The 16,139-nt window shown below is 73.4% G+C and carries 12 protein-coding genes; 9 read left to right on the plus strand and 3 right to left on the minus strand.

The window, feature by feature from the left end; genetic code table 11:
• Nucleotides 1–155 precede the first annotated feature (155 nt).
• From ACFWEP_RS19655 to ACFWEP_RS19680, 6 genes are all read left to right on the plus strand, one after another.
• On the plus strand, nt 156–1,754 hold the full coding sequence (locus ACFWEP_RS19655) for an acyl-CoA carboxylase subunit beta (protein ID WP_387371572.1): 1,599 nt from the start codon (nt 156–158) through the stop codon (nt 1,752–1,754).
• A 107-nt stretch (nt 1,755–1,861) separates the two neighbouring features.
• A complete protein-coding gene (locus ACFWEP_RS19660) occupies nt 1,862–3,892 on the plus strand; it encodes a biotin carboxylase N-terminal domain-containing protein (protein WP_387371581.1) in 2,031 nt (676 codons plus the stop codon).
• Nucleotides 3,889–5,049, plus strand: a complete 1,161-nt coding sequence (locus ACFWEP_RS19665; protein ID WP_387371573.1) for an acyl-CoA dehydrogenase family protein — start codon at nt 3,889–3,891, stop codon at nt 5,047–5,049. The genes ACFWEP_RS19660 and ACFWEP_RS19665 overlap by 4 nt, the downstream gene beginning before the upstream one ends.
• A gap of 123 nt (nt 5,050–5,172) precedes the next feature.
• A complete protein-coding gene (locus ACFWEP_RS19670; RefSeq protein ID WP_387371574.1) occupies nt 5,173–6,801 on the plus strand; it encodes an AMP-binding protein in 1,629 nt (542 codons plus the stop codon).
• The gene (locus tag ACFWEP_RS19675) at nt 6,798–7,574 is read left to right on the plus strand and encodes an enoyl-CoA hydratase family protein (RefSeq protein WP_387371575.1); all 777 of its coding nucleotides are present in this window, start codon (nt 6,798–6,800) and stop codon (nt 7,572–7,574) included. The genes ACFWEP_RS19670 and ACFWEP_RS19675 overlap by 4 nt, the downstream gene beginning before the upstream one ends.
• Complete coding sequence (locus tag ACFWEP_RS19680; protein WP_387371576.1) at nt 7,562–8,173, plus strand: TetR/AcrR family transcriptional regulator; 612 nt, start codon at nt 7,562–7,564, stop codon at nt 8,171–8,173. Before ACFWEP_RS19675 ends, ACFWEP_RS19680 begins: the two co-directional genes overlap by 13 nt.
• Before the next feature lie 16 nt (nt 8,174–8,189).
• On the opposite strand, the gene ACFWEP_RS19685 is transcribed toward ACFWEP_RS19680, so the two are convergent.
• Both ACFWEP_RS19685 and ACFWEP_RS19690 read right to left on the minus strand, forming a co-directional pair.
• Complete coding sequence (locus tag ACFWEP_RS19685) at nt 8,190–9,554, minus strand: hypothetical protein (protein WP_387371577.1); 1,365 nt, start codon at nt 9,552–9,554, stop codon at nt 8,190–8,192.
• 141 nt (nt 9,555–9,695) lie between these two features.
• Nucleotides 9,696–10,805, minus strand: a complete 1,110-nt coding sequence (locus ACFWEP_RS19690) for a citrate synthase 2 (protein WP_387371578.1) — start codon at nt 10,803–10,805, stop codon at nt 9,696–9,698.
• A 404-nt stretch (nt 10,806–11,209) separates the two neighbouring features.
• On the opposite strand from ACFWEP_RS19690, the gene pdxH reads away from it, so the two are divergent.
• Together pdxH and ACFWEP_RS19700 are read left to right on the plus strand one after the other, a co-directional pair.
• Nucleotides 11,210–11,851 carry a pyridoxamine 5'-phosphate oxidase gene (pdxH, locus tag ACFWEP_RS19695; protein WP_387371582.1) on the plus strand — a complete coding sequence of 214 codons (642 nt, stop codon included), beginning with the start codon at nt 11,210–11,212 and terminating at the stop codon, nt 11,849–11,851.
• A 531-nt stretch (nt 11,852–12,382) separates the two neighbouring features.
• The gene (locus ACFWEP_RS19700; protein WP_387371579.1) at nt 12,383–13,795 is read left to right on the plus strand and encodes a PAS domain S-box protein; all 1,413 of its coding nucleotides are present in this window, start codon (nt 12,383–12,385) and stop codon (nt 13,793–13,795) included.
• A 51-nt stretch (nt 13,796–13,846) separates the two neighbouring features.
• On the opposite strand, the gene ACFWEP_RS19705 is transcribed toward ACFWEP_RS19700, so the two are convergent.
• The gene (locus ACFWEP_RS19705; RefSeq protein WP_387371580.1) at nt 13,847–14,602 is read right to left on the minus strand and encodes a sugar isomerase domain-containing protein; all 756 of its coding nucleotides are present in this window, start codon (nt 14,600–14,602) and stop codon (nt 13,847–13,849) included.
• A 216-nt stretch (nt 14,603–14,818) separates the two neighbouring features.
• On the opposite strand from ACFWEP_RS19705, the gene ACFWEP_RS19710 reads away from it, so the two are divergent.
• On the plus strand, nt 14,819–15,511 hold the full coding sequence (locus ACFWEP_RS19710; RefSeq protein ID WP_328721153.1) for a metal-dependent transcriptional regulator: 693 nt from the start codon (nt 14,819–14,821) through the stop codon (nt 15,509–15,511).
• Nucleotides 15,512–16,139: the final 628 nt, after the last annotated feature.

A 16,139-nucleotide genomic window follows, 5' to 3' on the forward strand; every position in this document is an offset into this window, starting at 1 on the left:
CGGCCCGAGACCCGGCCCCGGCCCGAGACCCGGCCCCGGCCCGAGACCCGGCCCCGGCCCGAGACCCGGCCCCGGCCCGAGACCCGGCCCGGGGCCGCGCACGGCCGCACCCCGGCCCGAAGACACCGACCCACTCCCCGTACCGGAGGCACCGCATGACCGTCCTGCCCACCGGGCTCGACACCGCCGGACCCGAATACGCCGCCAACCGCGCCGCCCTCCTCGCCAAACTCGACGATCTTGGCGCCGAGCACGCGAAGGCGCTGGCCGGGGGCGGCGAGAAGTACGTGGCCCGGCACCGTTCGCGCGGGAAGCTCCCCGCGCGGGAGCGGATCGAGCTGCTGATCGATCCGGACACCCCGTTCCTGGAGCTGTCGCCGCTGGCCGGCTGGGGCAGCGACTACACGGTGGGCGCCTCGCTGGTCACCGGGATCGGAGTGGTCGAGGGCGTCGAGTGCCTGATCACCGCAAACGACCCGACCGTACGCGGTGGCGCCTCCAACCCGTGGACGCTGAAGAAGGCGCTGCGGGCCAACGAGATCGCCTTCGCCAACCGGCTGCCCTGCATCAGCCTGGTGGAGTCCGGGGGCGCCGACCTGCCCTCGCAGAAGGAGATCTTCATCCCCGGCGGGGCGCTCTTCCGCGACATCACCCGGCTCTCCGCCGCCGGAATCCCCACCGTGGCCGTGGTGTTCGGCAACTCCACCGCCGGAGGCGCATACGTCCCCGGGATGTCCGACCACACCGTCATGATCAAGGACAGGTCCAAGGTCTTCCTCGGCGGTCCGCCCCTGGTGAAGATGGCCACCGGCGAGGAGAGCGACGACGAGTCCCTCGGCGGTGCCGGGATGCACGCCCGCACCTCCGGGCTCGCCGACCACTTCGCCGTCGACGAGCACGACGCGCTGCGGCAGGCCCGACGGATCGTCGCCCGGCTCAACTGGCGCAAGGCGCACGCCGATCCGGCTCCCGCCGAACCGCCGAAGTACGACGAGGAGGAGCTGCTCGGCATCGTGCCGGGCGACCTCAAGGTGCCGTTCGACCCGCGCGAGGTCATCGCCCGGCTCGTCGACGGCTCCGACTTCGACGCCTTCAAGCCGCTCTACGGCACCAGCCTGGTCACCGGCTGGGCGCGGCTGCACGGCTACCCGGTCGGCATCCTCGCCAACGCGCAGGGCGTGCTCTTCAGCGCGGAGTCGCAGAAGGCCGCGCAGTTCATCCAGCTCGCCAACCAGCGCGACATCCCGCTGATCTTCCTGCACAACACCACCGGTTACATGGTCGGCAAGGAGTACGAGCAGGGCGGCATCATCAAGCACGGCGCGATGATGATCAACGCGGTGTCCAACTCCAAGGTCCCGCACCTCTCCGTGCTGATGGGCGCCTCCTACGGGGCCGGTCACTACGGCATGTGCGGACGCGCCTACGACCCCCGCTTCCTCTTCGCCTGGCCCAGCAGCAAGTCCGCCGTGATGGGCCCGCAGCAGCTCGCAGGGGTGCTCTCCATCGTGGCCCGCGCCTCCGCCGCCGCGAAGGGCCGCCCCTACGACGACGAGGCCGACGCCGGACTCCGCGCCCTGGTGGAGCAGCAGATCGAGGCAGAGTCGTTGCCGGTGTTCCTCTCCGGGCGGCTCTACGACGACGGGGTCATCGACCCCCGCGACACCAGGACCGTCCTCGGGATGTGCCTCTCCGCGATCCACACGGCCCCCGTCGAAGGCGCCCGCGGCGGCTTCGGCGTCTTCCGGATGTGAGGGCGGTGGGAGCCGTGAGGACCGTGGGCGCCCGGGGAGCTGGGGGAGCCGTGGCAACAGAGGGCGCCGAGAGCAGAGAGCGCACCGAGAACACCGTGAGGACTGACGTGATCACTTCGCTGCTCGTCGCCAACCGGGGCGAGATCGCCTGCCGGATCTTCCGTACCTGCCGGGCGCTCGGCATCACCACCGTCGCCGTGTACTCCGACGCGGACGCCGGCGCCCTGCACGTCCGCGAGGCGGACCTCGCCGTACGGCTGCCGGGGGCGACCCCCGCCGACACCTATCTCCGGGGTGACCTGGTCGTCGCCGCGGCGCTCGCGGCGGGGGCCGACGCCGTGCACCCCGGGTACGGCTTCCTCTCCGAGAACGCCTCCTTCGCCGCCGCCGTGCAGGACGCCGGACTGCTCTGGGTCGGCCCGCCGGTCAAGGCGATCGAGCAGATGGCGTCGAAGACCCGTGCCAAGGAGCTGATGGCCGCCGCCGAGGTGCCGCTGCTCGCCCCCGTGGACCCGGCCACCGCGACCGAGGCCGATCTGCCGCTGCTGCTCAAGGCGGCGGCCGGCGGCGGCGGGCGCGGGATGCGGATCGTGCGGGAACTCGCCTCGCTGACAGCCGAGTTGACGGCTGCCAGAGCCGAGGCGGAGTCCGCGTTCGGGGACGGCGAGGTGTTCGCCGAGCCGTACGTGGAACGCGGCCGGCACGTCGAGGTCCAGGTGATGGCCGACGACCACGGCACCGTCTGGGCGCTCGGCACCCGCGACTGCTCCCTCCAGCGACGCCACCAGAAGGTCGTCGAGGAGGCCCCCGCCCCCGGCCTCGGCGAGGAGGTGCGGACCCGGCTGCACGACGCGGCCGTGGCCGCCGCGCGGGCCGTCGGCTACCGGGGCGCCGGGACCGTGGAGTTCCTCGTCTCCGCCGAAGGGCGGCCGTACTTCCTGGAGATGAACACCCGACTCCAGGTCGAACACCCCGTCACGGAAGCCGTGTTCGGGCTCGACCTGGTCGCTCTCCAGCTCCGCACCGCCGAAGGCGAGCCGCTGCCTGCCACCGCCCCGCCCGCCCCCGAGGGGCACGCCGTGGAGGCCCGGCTCTACGCCGAGGACCCTGCCCACGACTGGCGCCCGCAGACCGGACTCCTCCACGCGCTCGACCTGCCCGAGGAGCCCGGGGTGCGCCTGGACACCGGGTACACCGGCGGCGACACCATCGGGGTGCACTACGACCCGATGCTCGCCAAGGTCGTCGCCCACGCGGCCAACCGCACCGAGGCGGTACGCCTCCTCGCCCGCGTCCTGGAACGCGCCCGCGTCCACGGCCCCGTCACCAACCGCGACCTGCTGGTCCGCTCCCTGCGCCACCCCGACTTCCTCGCCGCCCGCCTGGACACCGGGTTCTACGACCGCCACCTCCCCACCCTCACCTCCGCCCCCGGCGAGGCCGCCGTCCGCCGCGCCGCCCTGGCGGCGGCCCTCGCCGACGCGGCGGCCCGTACGGCGGGCAGGGCGGCGGGCGGGGCCGGGGAGTCCGCCGCCGTGCCCGCCCGCTTCGGCGCCTGGCGAAACGTCCCCTCCCAGCCGCAGACCAAGCGCTACCGCGCCGAGCCCGACGCCGGGGAGTACGAGGTCGCCTACCGGGCCACCCGCACCGGGCCCGTCCCGCACGACGCCCCCGGCATCCGCGTGGTGGAGGTCCGCCCCGACCGGGTGACCCTGGAACTCGACGGCGTGGTCCGCCGGTTCGCCGTCGCCGCGTACGGCGACCGGGTGTACGTGGACACGGCGGACGGCTCCCACACCTTCACCGCCCTGCCCCGCTTCACCGACCCCGCCACCCGCAGCGAACCCGGCTCCCTGCTCGCCCCGATGCCGGGCACGGTCGTCCGCCTCGCGGAAGGGCTGGAGCCCGGGGCGGCCGTCGAGGCCGGGCAACCGCTGATCTGGCTGGAGGCGATGAAGATGGAACACCGCATCCTCGCCCCCGCCACCGGCACCGTCACCGCGCTCCATGCAGCGCCGGGGCTCCAGGTGGAGGTGGGCGCCCTGCTCGCCGTCGTACAGGAGACACCGCAGGACACACCCCACGCACAAGAAGTACCCCCCGCCCAGGACACGCCCCAGGAGGAACCGCAGCCATGAGCACCGTCCTCGAATCCGCTGAGCACCAGGCGCTCCGCGCCGCCGTCGCCGCCCTCGGCAAGCGCTACGGGCGCGCGTACATGTCATCCGTCATCGCGGAGGGCCGGCACACCGACGAACTGTGGTCCGAGGCAGCCAAGTTCGGCTACCTCGGCGTGAACATCCCGGAGGAGTACGGCGGGGGAGGTGCCGGTATGGCCGAACTCTCCATCGTTCTGGAGGAGTTGGGTGCGGCCGGGGCGCCGCTGCTGATGATGGTGGTCTCCCCGGCGATCTGCGGCACGGTGATCTCCCGCTTCGGCACCGAGGCGCAGAAACGGCAGTGGCTCCCCGGGCTCGCCGACGGCAGCCTCACCATGGCCTTCGGGATCACCGAACCGGACGCGGGGTCCAACTCGCACCGGATCACCACCACCGCCCGCCGCGACGGCGACGACTGGCTGCTCACCGGCCGGAAGGTCTTCGTCTCCGGTGTCGACATCGCCGACGCCACCCTCATCGTGGGCCGGACCGAGGACGCCCGCACCGGCACGCTCAAGCCCTGCCTCTTCATCGTCCCGCGCGACGCCCCCGGGTTCGGACGCTCGCAGATCGACATGGAGCTCCACGCCCCGGAGAAGCAGTTCGAGCTGGTCCTCGACGACGTGCGGCTTCCCGCCGAGGCACTCGTCGGCGACGAGGACGCCGGGCTGCTCCAGCTCTTCGCCGGGCTCAACCCCGAACGCATCATGACCGCCGCCTTCGGCATCGGCATGGGCCGCTACGCCCTCGGCCAGGCCGTGGAGTACGCGAAGACCCGGCAGGTCTGGAAGACCCCGATCGGCGCCCACCAGGCCATCGCCCACCCGCTGGCCGTCGCCCACGTCGAGCTGGAGCTCGCCCGGCTGATGATGCAGAAGGCCGCGGCCCTCTACGACGCCGGCGACGACATCGGCGCGGGCGAGGCCGCCAACATGGCCAAGTACGCGGCGGGAGAGGCCTGCGTGAAGGCCGTCGACCAGGCGGTGCACACCCTCGGCGGCAACGGCCTCACCCGGGAGTACGGACTCGCCTCGCTCATCACCGCGGCCCGCGTCGCCCGGATCGCCCCGGTCAGCCGCGAGATGATCCTCAACTACGTCTCCCACCAGTCGCTCGGCCTGCCCAAGTCGTACTGAAGCAGCGCTCGTTCCTCGGCACTCCGCACCCGCACGCACCACGCGGCGCACCCGCCCGCCCGGGGCCGGTGCGCCGCCGCACAGCCTCCGCACCCGCCGCCCACGCGTCGACAGGGGACCGCCATGGTGTTCCGCAGTGAGTACGCAGACGTATCCATCCTCAGCACACCCATCCACGAAGCGGTCCTCGGCCGGGCCGCCGAGTTCGGGGACACCGTCGCCCTGATCGACGGCACCAACGGGATGGCCCTCAGCTACTCCCAACTCGACCACTTCCACCGCCGGATCGCCGCCGCGCTCGCCGAGGCGGGGCTCCGCAAGGGGGACGTCCTCGCCCTGCACAGCCCCAACACCATCGCCTACCCGCCCGTCTTCTACGGGGCGACGCGGGCCGGCGCCTCCGTCACCACGGTCCACCCGCTGGCCACCGCCGAGGAGTTCGCCAAGCAGCTCACCGACGCCTCCGCGCGCTGGATCGTCACCGTCTCCCCGCTCCTGGACACCGCCCGGCGGGCCGCCGAACTCGCGGGCGGGATACGGCAGATATTCGTCTGCGACACAGCCGAGGGATACACCTCGGTGCTGGACATGCTCGGCTCCACCGCCCCCGAGCCACAGGTGGAGATCGATCCGGACGAGGACGTCGCCGTCCTGCCCTACTCCTCCGGCACCACCGGCGCCCCCAAGGGCGTGATGCTCACCCACCGCTCCATCGCGACCAACCTGGAGCAGCTCCAGCCGTTCGTGCCCCTGCTCCAGAACGAACCCATTTTGGCAGTTTTGCCCTTCTTTCACATCTATGGGTTGACCGCGCTGATGAACGGGCCGCTCCGGCACGGCGCCACCGTGGTGGTGCTGCCCCGCTTCGACCTCGACCAGTTCCTCGCCACCATCGAGAAGCACCGCATCGCCGGGCTGTACGTGGCCCCGCCCATCGTGCTGGCCCTCGCCAAACACCCGGCCGTCGCCCGCTACGACCTCTCCTCGCTCCGCTACATCGTCTCGGCCGCCGCCCCGCTCGACGCCGACCTCGCCCGCGCCTGCTCGGAGCGGCTCGGGCTGCCGCCGGTCCGCCAGGCGTACGGCATGACCGAGCTGTCCCCGGGCACCCACGTCGTGCCGCTCTCCGAGGAGAACCCGCCGGACGGCACGGTCGGCAAGCTGATCCCCGGCACCGAGATGCGGATCGTCGACCTCACCGACCCCGGTACGGACGCGGAGCCCGGCGCCGAGGGCGAGATCCTGATCCGTGGCCCCCAGGTGATGAAGGGCTACCTCGGCCGCCCCGACGCCACCGCCGCCATGATCGACGAGGACGGCTGGGTGCACACCGGGGACGTCGGCCGGGTCGACGAGGACGGCTGGCTGTACGTCGTCGACCGGGTGAAGGAGCTGATCAAGTACAAGGGCTACCAGGTCGCCCCCGCCGAGCTGGAGGCCCTGCTGCTCGGCCACGAACTCCTCGCCGATGCCGCCGTCATCGGCGTCCACGACGACGCGGGCAACGAGATCCCCAAGGCGTTCCTGGTCCGCTCACCGGCCCCGGAGGCGCAGAAGCTCAGCCCGGAGGACGTGATCGGGTACGTCGCCGAACGCGTCGCCCCGTACAAGAAGGTGCGGCGGGTGGAGTTCATCGACGCGGTGCCCCGGGCCACCTCGGGCAAGATCCTGCGCCGCGAACTCCGCGACCGCGAACGCGCCACCGGCCCCGGGACCGGAACCGCGGCCGCCACCGAAGGGAGCCCCGCATGAGCAGCCTCGCCGCACCCGTCCACGACCGCGGCATCACCACCCTCGCCCTGGACGCCCCCGCCCGCCGCAACGCCCTCTCCGCCGAGCTGGTCGGCGAGCTGGCCGAGGCGCTGGACGCCTGCGCGGCCGACAGCGCCGTCCGCGCGGTCGTCCTGACCCACACCGGCACCACCTTCTGTGCCGGGGCCGACCTGAAGTCACCGGCCGATCCGGGGGAGTTCGTCGCCCTGTTGCGGAAGATCGTCGCGCTGCCCAAGCCCGTGGTGGGCCGGGTCACCGGCCATGTCCGGGCCGGAGGGCTCGGGCTGCTCGGGGCCTGCGACATCGCGGTCGCGGGGCCCGGGGCGAGCTTCGCGCTCACCGAGTCGCGGCTCGGGCTCGCCCCGGCGGTGATCTCGCTGACCCTGCTGCCCCGGCTCGAACGCTCCGCGGCGGCCCGCTACTTCCTCACCGGCGAGCGGTTCGACGCGGCCGAGGCGGCCCGGATCTCCCTGGTCACCCTCGCCGCGGGCGACCCGGCGGGGACCGTTGCCCCGGGCGAGGGTGCGGACGAGGTGGACAAGGCGCTCGAACCCGTACTGGACGGACTGCGCAAGGCGTCCCCGCAGGGGCTGATGGCATCGAAGCAGCTGGTCACGGCTACCGTGCTGGAGAGTTTCGACCAACACGCCGAAGACCTCGTCGCCCTCTCCACCGCGCTCTTCGCCTCCGACGACGCACGGGAGGGGATGACGGCCTTCCTCGAACGACGGGACCCCGCATGGGTGTGGTGACACCCCCGAACAACGCCTCCCCCGGCAACGCCAAGTCGCCCAAGCAGGACCGCAGCCGGGCCACCCGGCAGCGGCTTCTGGAGGCCGCGGTGGCCTGCCTCGCCGCCCACGGCTGGGTGGGCTCCACGGTCTCCGTCGTCGCCGAGCGGGCCGGGGTCTCCCGGGGTGCGGCCCAGCACCACTTCCCCACCCGCGAGGACCTGTTCACCGGGGCGGTCGAGTACGTCGCCGAGGAGCGCTCCGCCGCACTGCGGGCGCTCCCGGTGCAGGGCCGCGCGGAGGTGGTCGCCGCGCTCGTGGACCTGTACACCGGGCCGCTCTTCCGCGCCGCGCTCCAGCTCTGGGTCGCCGCCTCCAACGAACCCCAACTGCGCCCCCGCGTGACCGAACTGGAGGCGCGCGTCGGCCGGGAGACCCACCGGATCGCCGTCGCACTGCTGGGCGCCGACGAGACCCGTCCCGGGGTGCGCGAGACGGTCCAGGGACTTCTGGACATGGCCCGTGGCCTCGGCCTCGCCAACGTCCTCACCGACGACACCGCCCGCCGCCGGAGGGTCGTGGCACAGTGGGCGGAGCTGGTGGACGGGGCGCTGGACTGAGCGACGGCGGAAGCTGTCAGAACGGTGGTTCGGTGGAGTGCGCGCCGCCCCAGGCGGGTGCGGCCGGTCCGGGCACCGGCCGCTGAAGGACGCGTACGGCCTCCTCGATCCGGCCGAGGTCGATGAGGTGCTGGGCGAGGAGAGAGCCGTTGAGCGTCGGGTGCTGTTCGAGGAGGGCCACGGCCTCCTCCGTGCGGCCGGCTCCGGCAAGCACGTCGGACAGCGCACAGGCCGCGTACCAGGTGTCGCCCTCCGGGTGCGCCCGTGCCTGCTCGACCGCTTCGTCGAGCAGGCCGCAGTCGGCCATGAGCGGAAGCCGCATCCGGAAGAAGTCCCAGTCCTCCTTGCCGCTGCTGCGCTCCTTGAGGGCATCGAGGTGGGCCAGGCCGTCCCTCGGACGGCCGAGGTCGGCATACAGGGTGCAGAGGGTGTCGACGATCCAGTCCTCCGCGCAGCCGGGCCGTCCGACGAAGGCGCGCAGCACCTCGACCGCCTCGTCGCCCCGCCCGAGCCGGACCAGGAGTGCGGACAGCGGGACAACCACCCGCCCCATGCCGGACAGCTGGGCACCGAAGGCGCGGTAGGCGGCTGTCGCACCTTCCACGTCGCCGCTTTCCTCCAGCACTTCGGCAAGGCTCCGCGCGGCGTGCCCGTGGTGCTCGGACGCCGCGTACGCACGCAGTTCCGCGATCCGGTCATGCCGGACCAGCAGGTCGGCCAGCTGGTCACTGTCGTCGACGGAGGTGGTCTCGCGGGTGTGCAGCAGGGCGATCGCCTCCTCGACCCGGCCCTGGCGTTCCCTGACCGTCGCGAGCAGTTCGGCCGTGTTGGCCGGTTCCATCCGCAGGTTGCCGCAGTCGGGGTCGTCGCATGCGGGGACCGCCGCTGCCATCCGCGCCTCCAGCAGAGCCGCCGCTTCCCCGTCCATGCCCGCCGTGCCGGCGACGTCGACCAGGCACTCGGCGACGAACCAGTCCTCGATCCCGGCGCGCAGCAGCGCGAACGCCTCGCCGCCGCGGCCGTGGCGGGCCAGCAGGCGCGCGAAGAAGACGAGCGCCTGCCGGTCACCGGCTTCCGCGTACGGGCGGCACAGCGCGACCGCCTCGTCCGCCCGGCTCCACTCCTCCAGCAGCTCCGCCCGGGCGCGGGCGGCCGGCCACCAGTGCGTGGCGACGTACGGAGCGAGGACCTCCGACGCCTGCTTGTGCAGGCCCCGGCGCCCGAGCAGCCGTGCCCACTCCAGCGCGCAGAACCACTCCCCGCGTCCGGCCTGGGACTCCACCTCCCGCTCATGACCGTGTTCGAGAAGCCGCGCCACCAGCGACGGAGGAATGCAGCCCGTCAACGTTCGGGTCCGGTAGTCGAGTTCAGCAGCGTTCACGACAGCAGAGGCTATCCGCCCGGCCAAGGGCACTCCCGCCGTGAGCACCGGACGGCACGAGCCGTACCTCGGCGCCGCACCCCGCACGGGCGCCGGGCCGAGGAGCGCGACACCAGCCCCGGCCCGGGGACGAGCCGGGACTCAGCCCGTGATCGGTGTGATCGAGTCGAACCCGTCGATCTCGCGCGGGTCCCGCGCCGCCGGACCCACGTACTCGGCCGAGGGCCGCACCAGCCGGCCCGTGCGCTTCTGCTCCAGGATGTGCGCCGACCAGCCGGCCGTGCGGGCGCAGGTGAACATCGAGGTGAACATGTGCGCCGGGATCTCCGCGAAGTCCAGCACGATCGCCGCCCAGAACTCCACGTTCGTCGCCAGCACCCGGTCCGGGCGCCGTGCGTGCAGCTCCTCCAGCGCCGCCTTCTCCAGAGCCTCCGCCACCTCGAAGCGCGGCGCGGCGAGCTCGCGGGCGGTACGCCGCAGCACCCGGGCACGCGGGTCCTCGGCGCGGTAGACGCGGTGGCCGAAGCCCATCAGCCGCTCGCCCTTGTCCAGCGCCCGCTTCACGTACGCGGTGGCGTCCCCGGTCCGTTCGATCTCCTCGATCATGCCGAGGACACGGGAGGGGGCACCGCCGTGCAGCGGACCCGACATCGCGCCGACCGCGCCGGACAGCGCCGCGGCCACGTCCGCGCCGGTCGACGCGATGACCCGGGCGGTGAACGTGGAGGCGTTCATGCCGTGTTCGGCGGCGGACGTCCAGTAGGCGTCGACGGCCTTGACGTGCTGGGGGTCCGGCTCGCCGCGCCAGCGGATCATGAACCGCTCGACCACGGACTCGGCCTTGTCGATCTCGCTCTGCGGAACCATCGCGAGTCCCTGCCCGCGCGCGGACTGCGCCACGTACGACAGGGCCATCACGGCCGCCCGCGCGAGGTCGTCGCGGGCCGTCGCCTCGTCGATGTCGAGCAGTGGTTTCAGGCCCCACACCGGGGCGAGCATCGCCAGCGCCGACTGCACGTCCACCCGGATGTCACCGGAGTGGACCGGAATGGGAAACGGCTCGGCGGCCGGCAGACCGGGGTTGAACGCCCCGTCCACCAGCAGTCCCCAGACGTTGCCGAAGGACACCTTGCCGACGAGGTCTTCGATGTCGATCCCGCGGTAACGGAGCGCACCGCCTTCCCTGTCCGGTTCGGCGATCTCCGTTTCAAACGCGACGACTCCCTCAAGCCCGGGTACGAATGCGGACATCAGGCGGCTCCCTCTGTGCGGCTGCGAGCTCGGTCGGTGAAGGCCCCCGGGGCCGCAGGCCGACACGGCCTCCGTGGGGACCTGACCCCCGATAGTGGCGGCTTCCGCCGGGGCAAGGAAGGGTGATGTCCCGCACAGCACCCTCGTGTCGTGGAACGGCGGCACCCTCGTGCCGTGAGGCGGTGGTTTCCCGTGCCGTGCGGCGGAGGCATCCCCTGTCGTGCGGCGGCGGCGCCCCGTGCCGTGAGGCGGGGGTATCCCGGTCGTGGTCCTTCCCGCCCGCCGCACCGGCCTGCCGCCCGCTGCGGCAGGATGGGCCCGTGCCCACAGCTGACCCGACACCTCCGTCCGCTTCCCGTCCGGCCGTGTCCCCCGCTTCCGATTGCACCATCGATCCGGCGGCGATGCGCGAGCAGTACCGTTCCGAGGCGTTCGCCGAGCAGGATCTGGCCCCCGAGCCCATGGACCAGTTCGCCCGTTGGTTCCGGCAGGTCGCCGCCGGGGGCGCGCTGCACGAGCCGAACGCCATGGTGGTCTCCACCGCCTCGCCGGACGGCCGCCCGTCCTCCCGCACGGTGCTGCTCAAGGGGTTCGACGCGCGCGGCTTCGTCTTCTACACCAACTACGAGTCCCAGAAGGGCCGGGAGCTCGCCGCCAACCCGCACGTCTCGCTGCTCTTCCCCTGGCACCCGCTCGCCCGCCAGGTCATCGTCACCGGCACCGCGGAGCAGGTGAGCCGCGAGGAGACGGTGGCGTACTTCCGTACCCGCCCGCACGGCTCCCAGCTCGGCGCGTGGGCGAGCGCGCAGTCCACGGTCATCGGCTCCCGCCGGGAACTCACCGAGCGGTACGAGGAACTCGCCGCCCGCTACCCCGAGGGCCAGAAGGTGCCCGTCCCGCCGCACTGGGGCGGTTTCCGGGTGACGCCCCACACGGTGGAGTTCTGGCAGGGCCACGAGAACCGGCTGCACGACCGGCTGCGGTACGTCCGCCCCGTGACGCCGGAGCACGGCCCCGGCTGGCGCGTGGAGCGCCTCTGCCCCTGAGGGCCCGCGAGCCCCCGTGCGCACGGGGGGACAGCGGGACAGCGGGACAGCGGGACAGCGGGACAGCGGGACAGCGGCGGGACCGGGGAAAAGCAGAACCCGCAGGCTCGGGTCCCTCCGTGAGGAGGAGCCGGCCGGATCTACCGGCGAGCCTGCGGGTCGGTGACTGCTTGGGTTTCGGCAGGCAGCCTGCCGAGGTGCACGATGTGCGACGACGGGCTGTCAGCCCGCAGCCACCTCACGAATCCGAATGGACTGCACTTTCGGATCACCTCCTTTCAGCGTGTGCCACAAGCCTAGGAACCTCGTCCGGGCCGCACAACCTATTTATCGGAAGGGGGTGTGCGCCGGGTCACAGTCGAGTTCAATGGGTTTCTGACATGCACAAACGCGTGCGGGACCGCGCACGGACACGCATGCGGAACCGCGTGCGCGGACGCGCACGGACACGGCACGGAGCGCGCACCGCCAGGGCCGCGGTGCGTACGGCGGGGACGGCACGTTCTGCGGGGGTACGGAATGAGTCCTTCCATGGGCAGTGGCACGGCGGACGCGTCCGCGTCGGACGCCGCAGGAGCCACCGGGGCCGCCGGGGTCACAGGTGCGCCGGACACCACCGTCACCGATGCCGCGCCCGTGCCCGGCGCCGAACTCCTCGCCGCGCTCCTCGACGGCATGGACACCGCCCTGTTCGCCCTCGACACCGGGGGCACCGTCACCCACTGGAACCGCCAGGCCGAACGCGTCCTCGGCTGGTCCGCCGCCGAGGTGGTCGGCCGGGACGGTTTCGCGGGCTGGGCGGTGCGCGGACCCGACGCCGACGAGGTACGCCGGCGGCTGATGGCGATCCAGGACTCCCAGGGCCGCCAGGTCCACGAGTTCGCCCTGGTACGCAAGGACGGCGGCCGGGTCCTCGTGCGCATGCAGGCCGCCGGGATGCGCGGCGGGGACGGCGGACCGGCCGGGGTGTACTGCGCGTTCAGCGAGGCGCACGCCCAGATCGACCTGGAGCGCTCCATCGCGCTGAGCGAGGCGCTCTTCCAGGACGGGCCCTGGGGCGTGGTCCTGGTCGACGCCGATCTGCGGCCCACCGTCGTCAACGCGCACGCGGCACGGGCGCTCGGCGGCGGCCGGACCTCGCTGCTCGGGCGCCCCCTCGGTGAGGTCGTCCTCCAGGGGGTCGAGGATCTCGAAGGCGCCTTCCACCATGTGCTCGCCGCCGGGGCGCCGCCCGCCCCCGCCGAACTCTGGGTGACCCTGCGCAGCCGCGAGGGCGGGCGTCGGCGCTGCTGGCGCAGCGGCTTCCTGCGGCTCTCCTCGCCCCTCACCGAGGAGGCGGTGCCGCTCGGAGTCGCCTGGCTGTTCCAGGACGTGACCGAGGCGCGCGCCGCGGAGCAGGCCGCGGCCCGGCTGCGGTTCCGCTCCGCCCAACTGCACCGCGCCGCGAGGGCCGCAGCCGAGTGCGAGGACCCGTGGGAGGCGGCGACGACCACCCTCGACTTCTCGCTGGCCGGCTTCGCCGACCACGCGTTGCTCGACCTGGTGGCGGGGAAGGCGCTGATCCCCACCGCGGCCACCCCGACGGACGCCCCCGGCCCCTGCCTGCTGGTGGCGGGCGGCTCCCTCCCGGCCCGCTACGGCCCCGGCCATCCGGCCTTCCAGACGCTGGACCGGATCGCCCCGGTCCGGGTGAGCGCGGGCGGCGAGGCGAGCGCCGGCAGGGGGGCTTGGGCGGCCGAACGCCAGTGGCCCCGGCATGTCGCGCACGCCCTGTGCGTGGCGCTCCGCAGCCGGGGCCGGACCCTCGGGGTCGTGACCTTCCTGCGTACGGCCGACCGCCCCGCCTTCGAGCGGGAGGACGCGGCCCACGCGGAGAGCGCGGCGGTCCGGGTGGCCTCCGCGGTGGATCTGGCCCTGCTGCTCGACGGCCGTACGGGCGGCTGATCCGGGGGACGGACGCGCGCGGGCGCCCGGTGCGGCCGGGCGCCGGGCGCGTCAGTGCTGGTAGAAGATCCGGTCCCGGTTGTCCTCGAACACGCGTCGGTTCCAGTCGTGGCCGCCGTCGACGTTGCCCGAGCGCAGCAGCGGCGGCTCGATGCCGCGTGCGGCCAGTTCCTCGGCGGCGGCGGCCATCGTCGCCTGCATCAGTGCGCTGGTCACGACGGTGGAGGCGGGGGCGAAGGGGGCTCCGACCCCGTCGGTGGTCAGCTCCGCGTCGCCCACCGCGATCTTGCTGTCGAGAACGATGTCGCAGTGGTCGAGCAGGAAGCCGCCCGAAGCGGCCCGGGACGAGGTGGCGGCCGCGTACGCCACCGAGGTCACCCCGATCACGGTGAGGCCGCGCGCCCTGGCCTCGCGGGCCATCTCCACGGGCAGGGTGTTGCGGCCGGAGAGCGAGATGATCACCAGCAGGTCGCCCGCGGTGGCCGGGCTGGCCGTGAGCACCGTGGTGGCGAGCCCCTCCACCCGCTCCAGCGCCGAGCCGAGGGTCGCGGGCATCACGTCGACCCCGACCGTGCCCGGCACGGCGAGCAGGTTCATCAGGGCGGGGCCGCCCGCCCGGTACACCACGTCCTGGGCGGCGAGCGAGGAGTGTCCGGCGCCGAAGGCGAAGAGCCGGCCGCCCGCGGCGACGGTGTCGGCGACGGCCGCGCCGGCCGCCGCGACGGAGGCGGCCTCCTCGTCGCGGACCCGGGCCAGCAGCCCGATGGCCGCGTCGAAGAACTGGCCGGCCAGCTTGCTCTCGCTCATCGGGGAGCCCTTCCGTCGGGGATACCGCGATCACGGTGCGGTCCGGACCACCGCACTGTCAATAGCGGCCCCGGCCGTGCGGCGCCCGGCCTCGGGCAGGGGCAGGGACGGACCCGGCACGGTTGTCCGCGCGATGCGTCAGAATTGGACGAGGGCCACAGCACGGCGGCAACACGGCAGCATGACGTTTCACCGTCACAGTTATGAGGGGCACGAATGTCCGGACTGATCGACACCACGGAGATGTACCTCCGCACCATCCTCGAACTCGAAGAGGAAGGCGTGGTCCCGATGCGCGCCCGTATCGCTGAGCGGCTGGACCAGTCCGGTCCGACGGTCAGTCAGACGGTGGCCCGGATGGAACGCGACGGACTGGTCCAGGTCGCCGGGGACCGCCACCTGGAGCTGACCGAGGAGGGCCGCCGGCTGGCGACCCGGGTCATGCGCAAGCACCGCCTCGCCGAATGCCTGCTCGTCGACGTGATCGGCCTGGAGTGGGAGCAGGTGCACGCCGAGGCCTGCCGCTGGGAGCACGTGATGAGCGAGGCCGTGGAGCGGCGGGTGCTGGAGCTGCTGCGCCACCCCACGGAGTCCCCGTACGGCAACCCGATCCCGGGTCTGGAGGAGCTGGGCGAGCACGCCGAGGCCGATCCGTTCCTGGAACAGGGCATGGTCAGCCTGGCCGAGCTGGACCCGGGCAGCGACGGCAAGACCGTCGTGGTGCGCCGGATCGGCGAGCCCATCCAGACCGACGCCCAGCTGATGTACACGCTCCGGCGCGCCGGGGTCCAGCCGGGAGCCGTCGTCAGCGTGACGGCGGCGGCCGGCGGCGTCCTGGTCGGCTCGGGCGGGGAGGCCGCGGAGCTGGACAGCGAGGTCGCCTCGCACGTCTTCGTCGCCAAGCGCTGAGTCACCGCCCCCGCGCACCCCGGGGCCCTGTTTCGAACGCGGGAGCATCCGCCGGAGCGGCCCCGCGCACGGCGGGGGCACGCGGGGGCACGCGCGGCGGTCCCGCACTCCGGGCACCGGGAACGCGCCGGTACGGCGGAGAGCGGACGCCGGGAGGTGCCCTGCGGCACCTCTCGGGCCCTGACCAGGAACGGAACACCCCCCACACCCCGCGTCCCGTCACGCGGGACCCGACAGGCGGGCGTCACGGCAATCGAACCGTGACGTCCGCTTTCTCTTTTCCGTACGGAATTGCAGCGGCCGGGCGCCGCGCGTGCCAGGCTGAAGCCAGGCATATGACCTGAGGTCGCCGGCCGGGTGGGCCGCGCGGCAGGGGAGGGAGCAGGGAATGCGCCCGTCGTACCAGCGTGTGCAGCGGTACGCGCCCCCCGTGCGCCCACGTACGCCTGTGCCGGCCGCGACCCGGGCGGCGGCTCGCACACCGGGCTCCCGGAGGCGTCCGGCCGCCGGCACCCGGCCGCCCCGCGAGCCGGTACCGCTCCGGGGGTGCGCGCCGACGCGTGCGCCCCTGCCCGCCGCCGCGGTCGCGGTGGCGCGAGGGAGACCGAAGACCCCGGCGCCCACGGGC

Source organism: Streptomyces sp. NPDC060198 (assembly GCF_042728415.1).
GTDB lineage: Bacteria > Actinomycetota > Actinomycetes > Streptomycetales > Streptomycetaceae > Streptomyces.

Coding starts and splice junctions, on each gene's coding strand:
- ACFWEP_RS19655 (WP_387371572.1), top strand. CDS start 156: ATGACCGTCCTGCCCACCGGGCTCGACACCGCCGGACCCGAATACGCC.
- ACFWEP_RS19665 (WP_387371573.1), top strand. CDS start 3,889: ATGAGCACCGTCCTCGAATCCGCTGAGCACCAGGCGCTCCGCGCCGCC.
- ACFWEP_RS19670 (WP_387371574.1), top strand. CDS start 5,173: ATGGTGTTCCGCAGTGAGTACGCAGACGTATCCATCCTCAGCACACCC.
- ACFWEP_RS19675 (WP_387371575.1), top strand. CDS start 6,798: ATGAGCAGCCTCGCCGCACCCGTCCACGACCGCGGCATCACCACCCTC.
- ACFWEP_RS19680 (WP_387371576.1), top strand. CDS start 7,562: ATGGGTGTGGTGACACCCCCGAACAACGCCTCCCCCGGCAACGCCAAG.
- ACFWEP_RS19690 (WP_387371578.1), bottom strand. CDS start 10,805: ATGTCCGCATTCGTACCCGGGCTTGAGGGAGTCGTCGCGTTTGAAACG.
- pdxH (WP_387371582.1), top strand. CDS start 11,210: ATGCGCGAGCAGTACCGTTCCGAGGCGTTCGCCGAGCAGGATCTGGCC.
- ACFWEP_RS19700 (WP_387371579.1), top strand. CDS start 12,383: ATGGGCAGTGGCACGGCGGACGCGTCCGCGTCGGACGCCGCAGGAGCC.
- ACFWEP_RS19705 (WP_387371580.1), bottom strand. CDS start 14,602: ATGAGCGAGAGCAAGCTGGCCGGCCAGTTCTTCGACGCGGCCATCGGG.
- ACFWEP_RS19710 (WP_328721153.1), top strand. CDS start 14,819: ATGTCCGGACTGATCGACACCACGGAGATGTACCTCCGCACCATCCTC.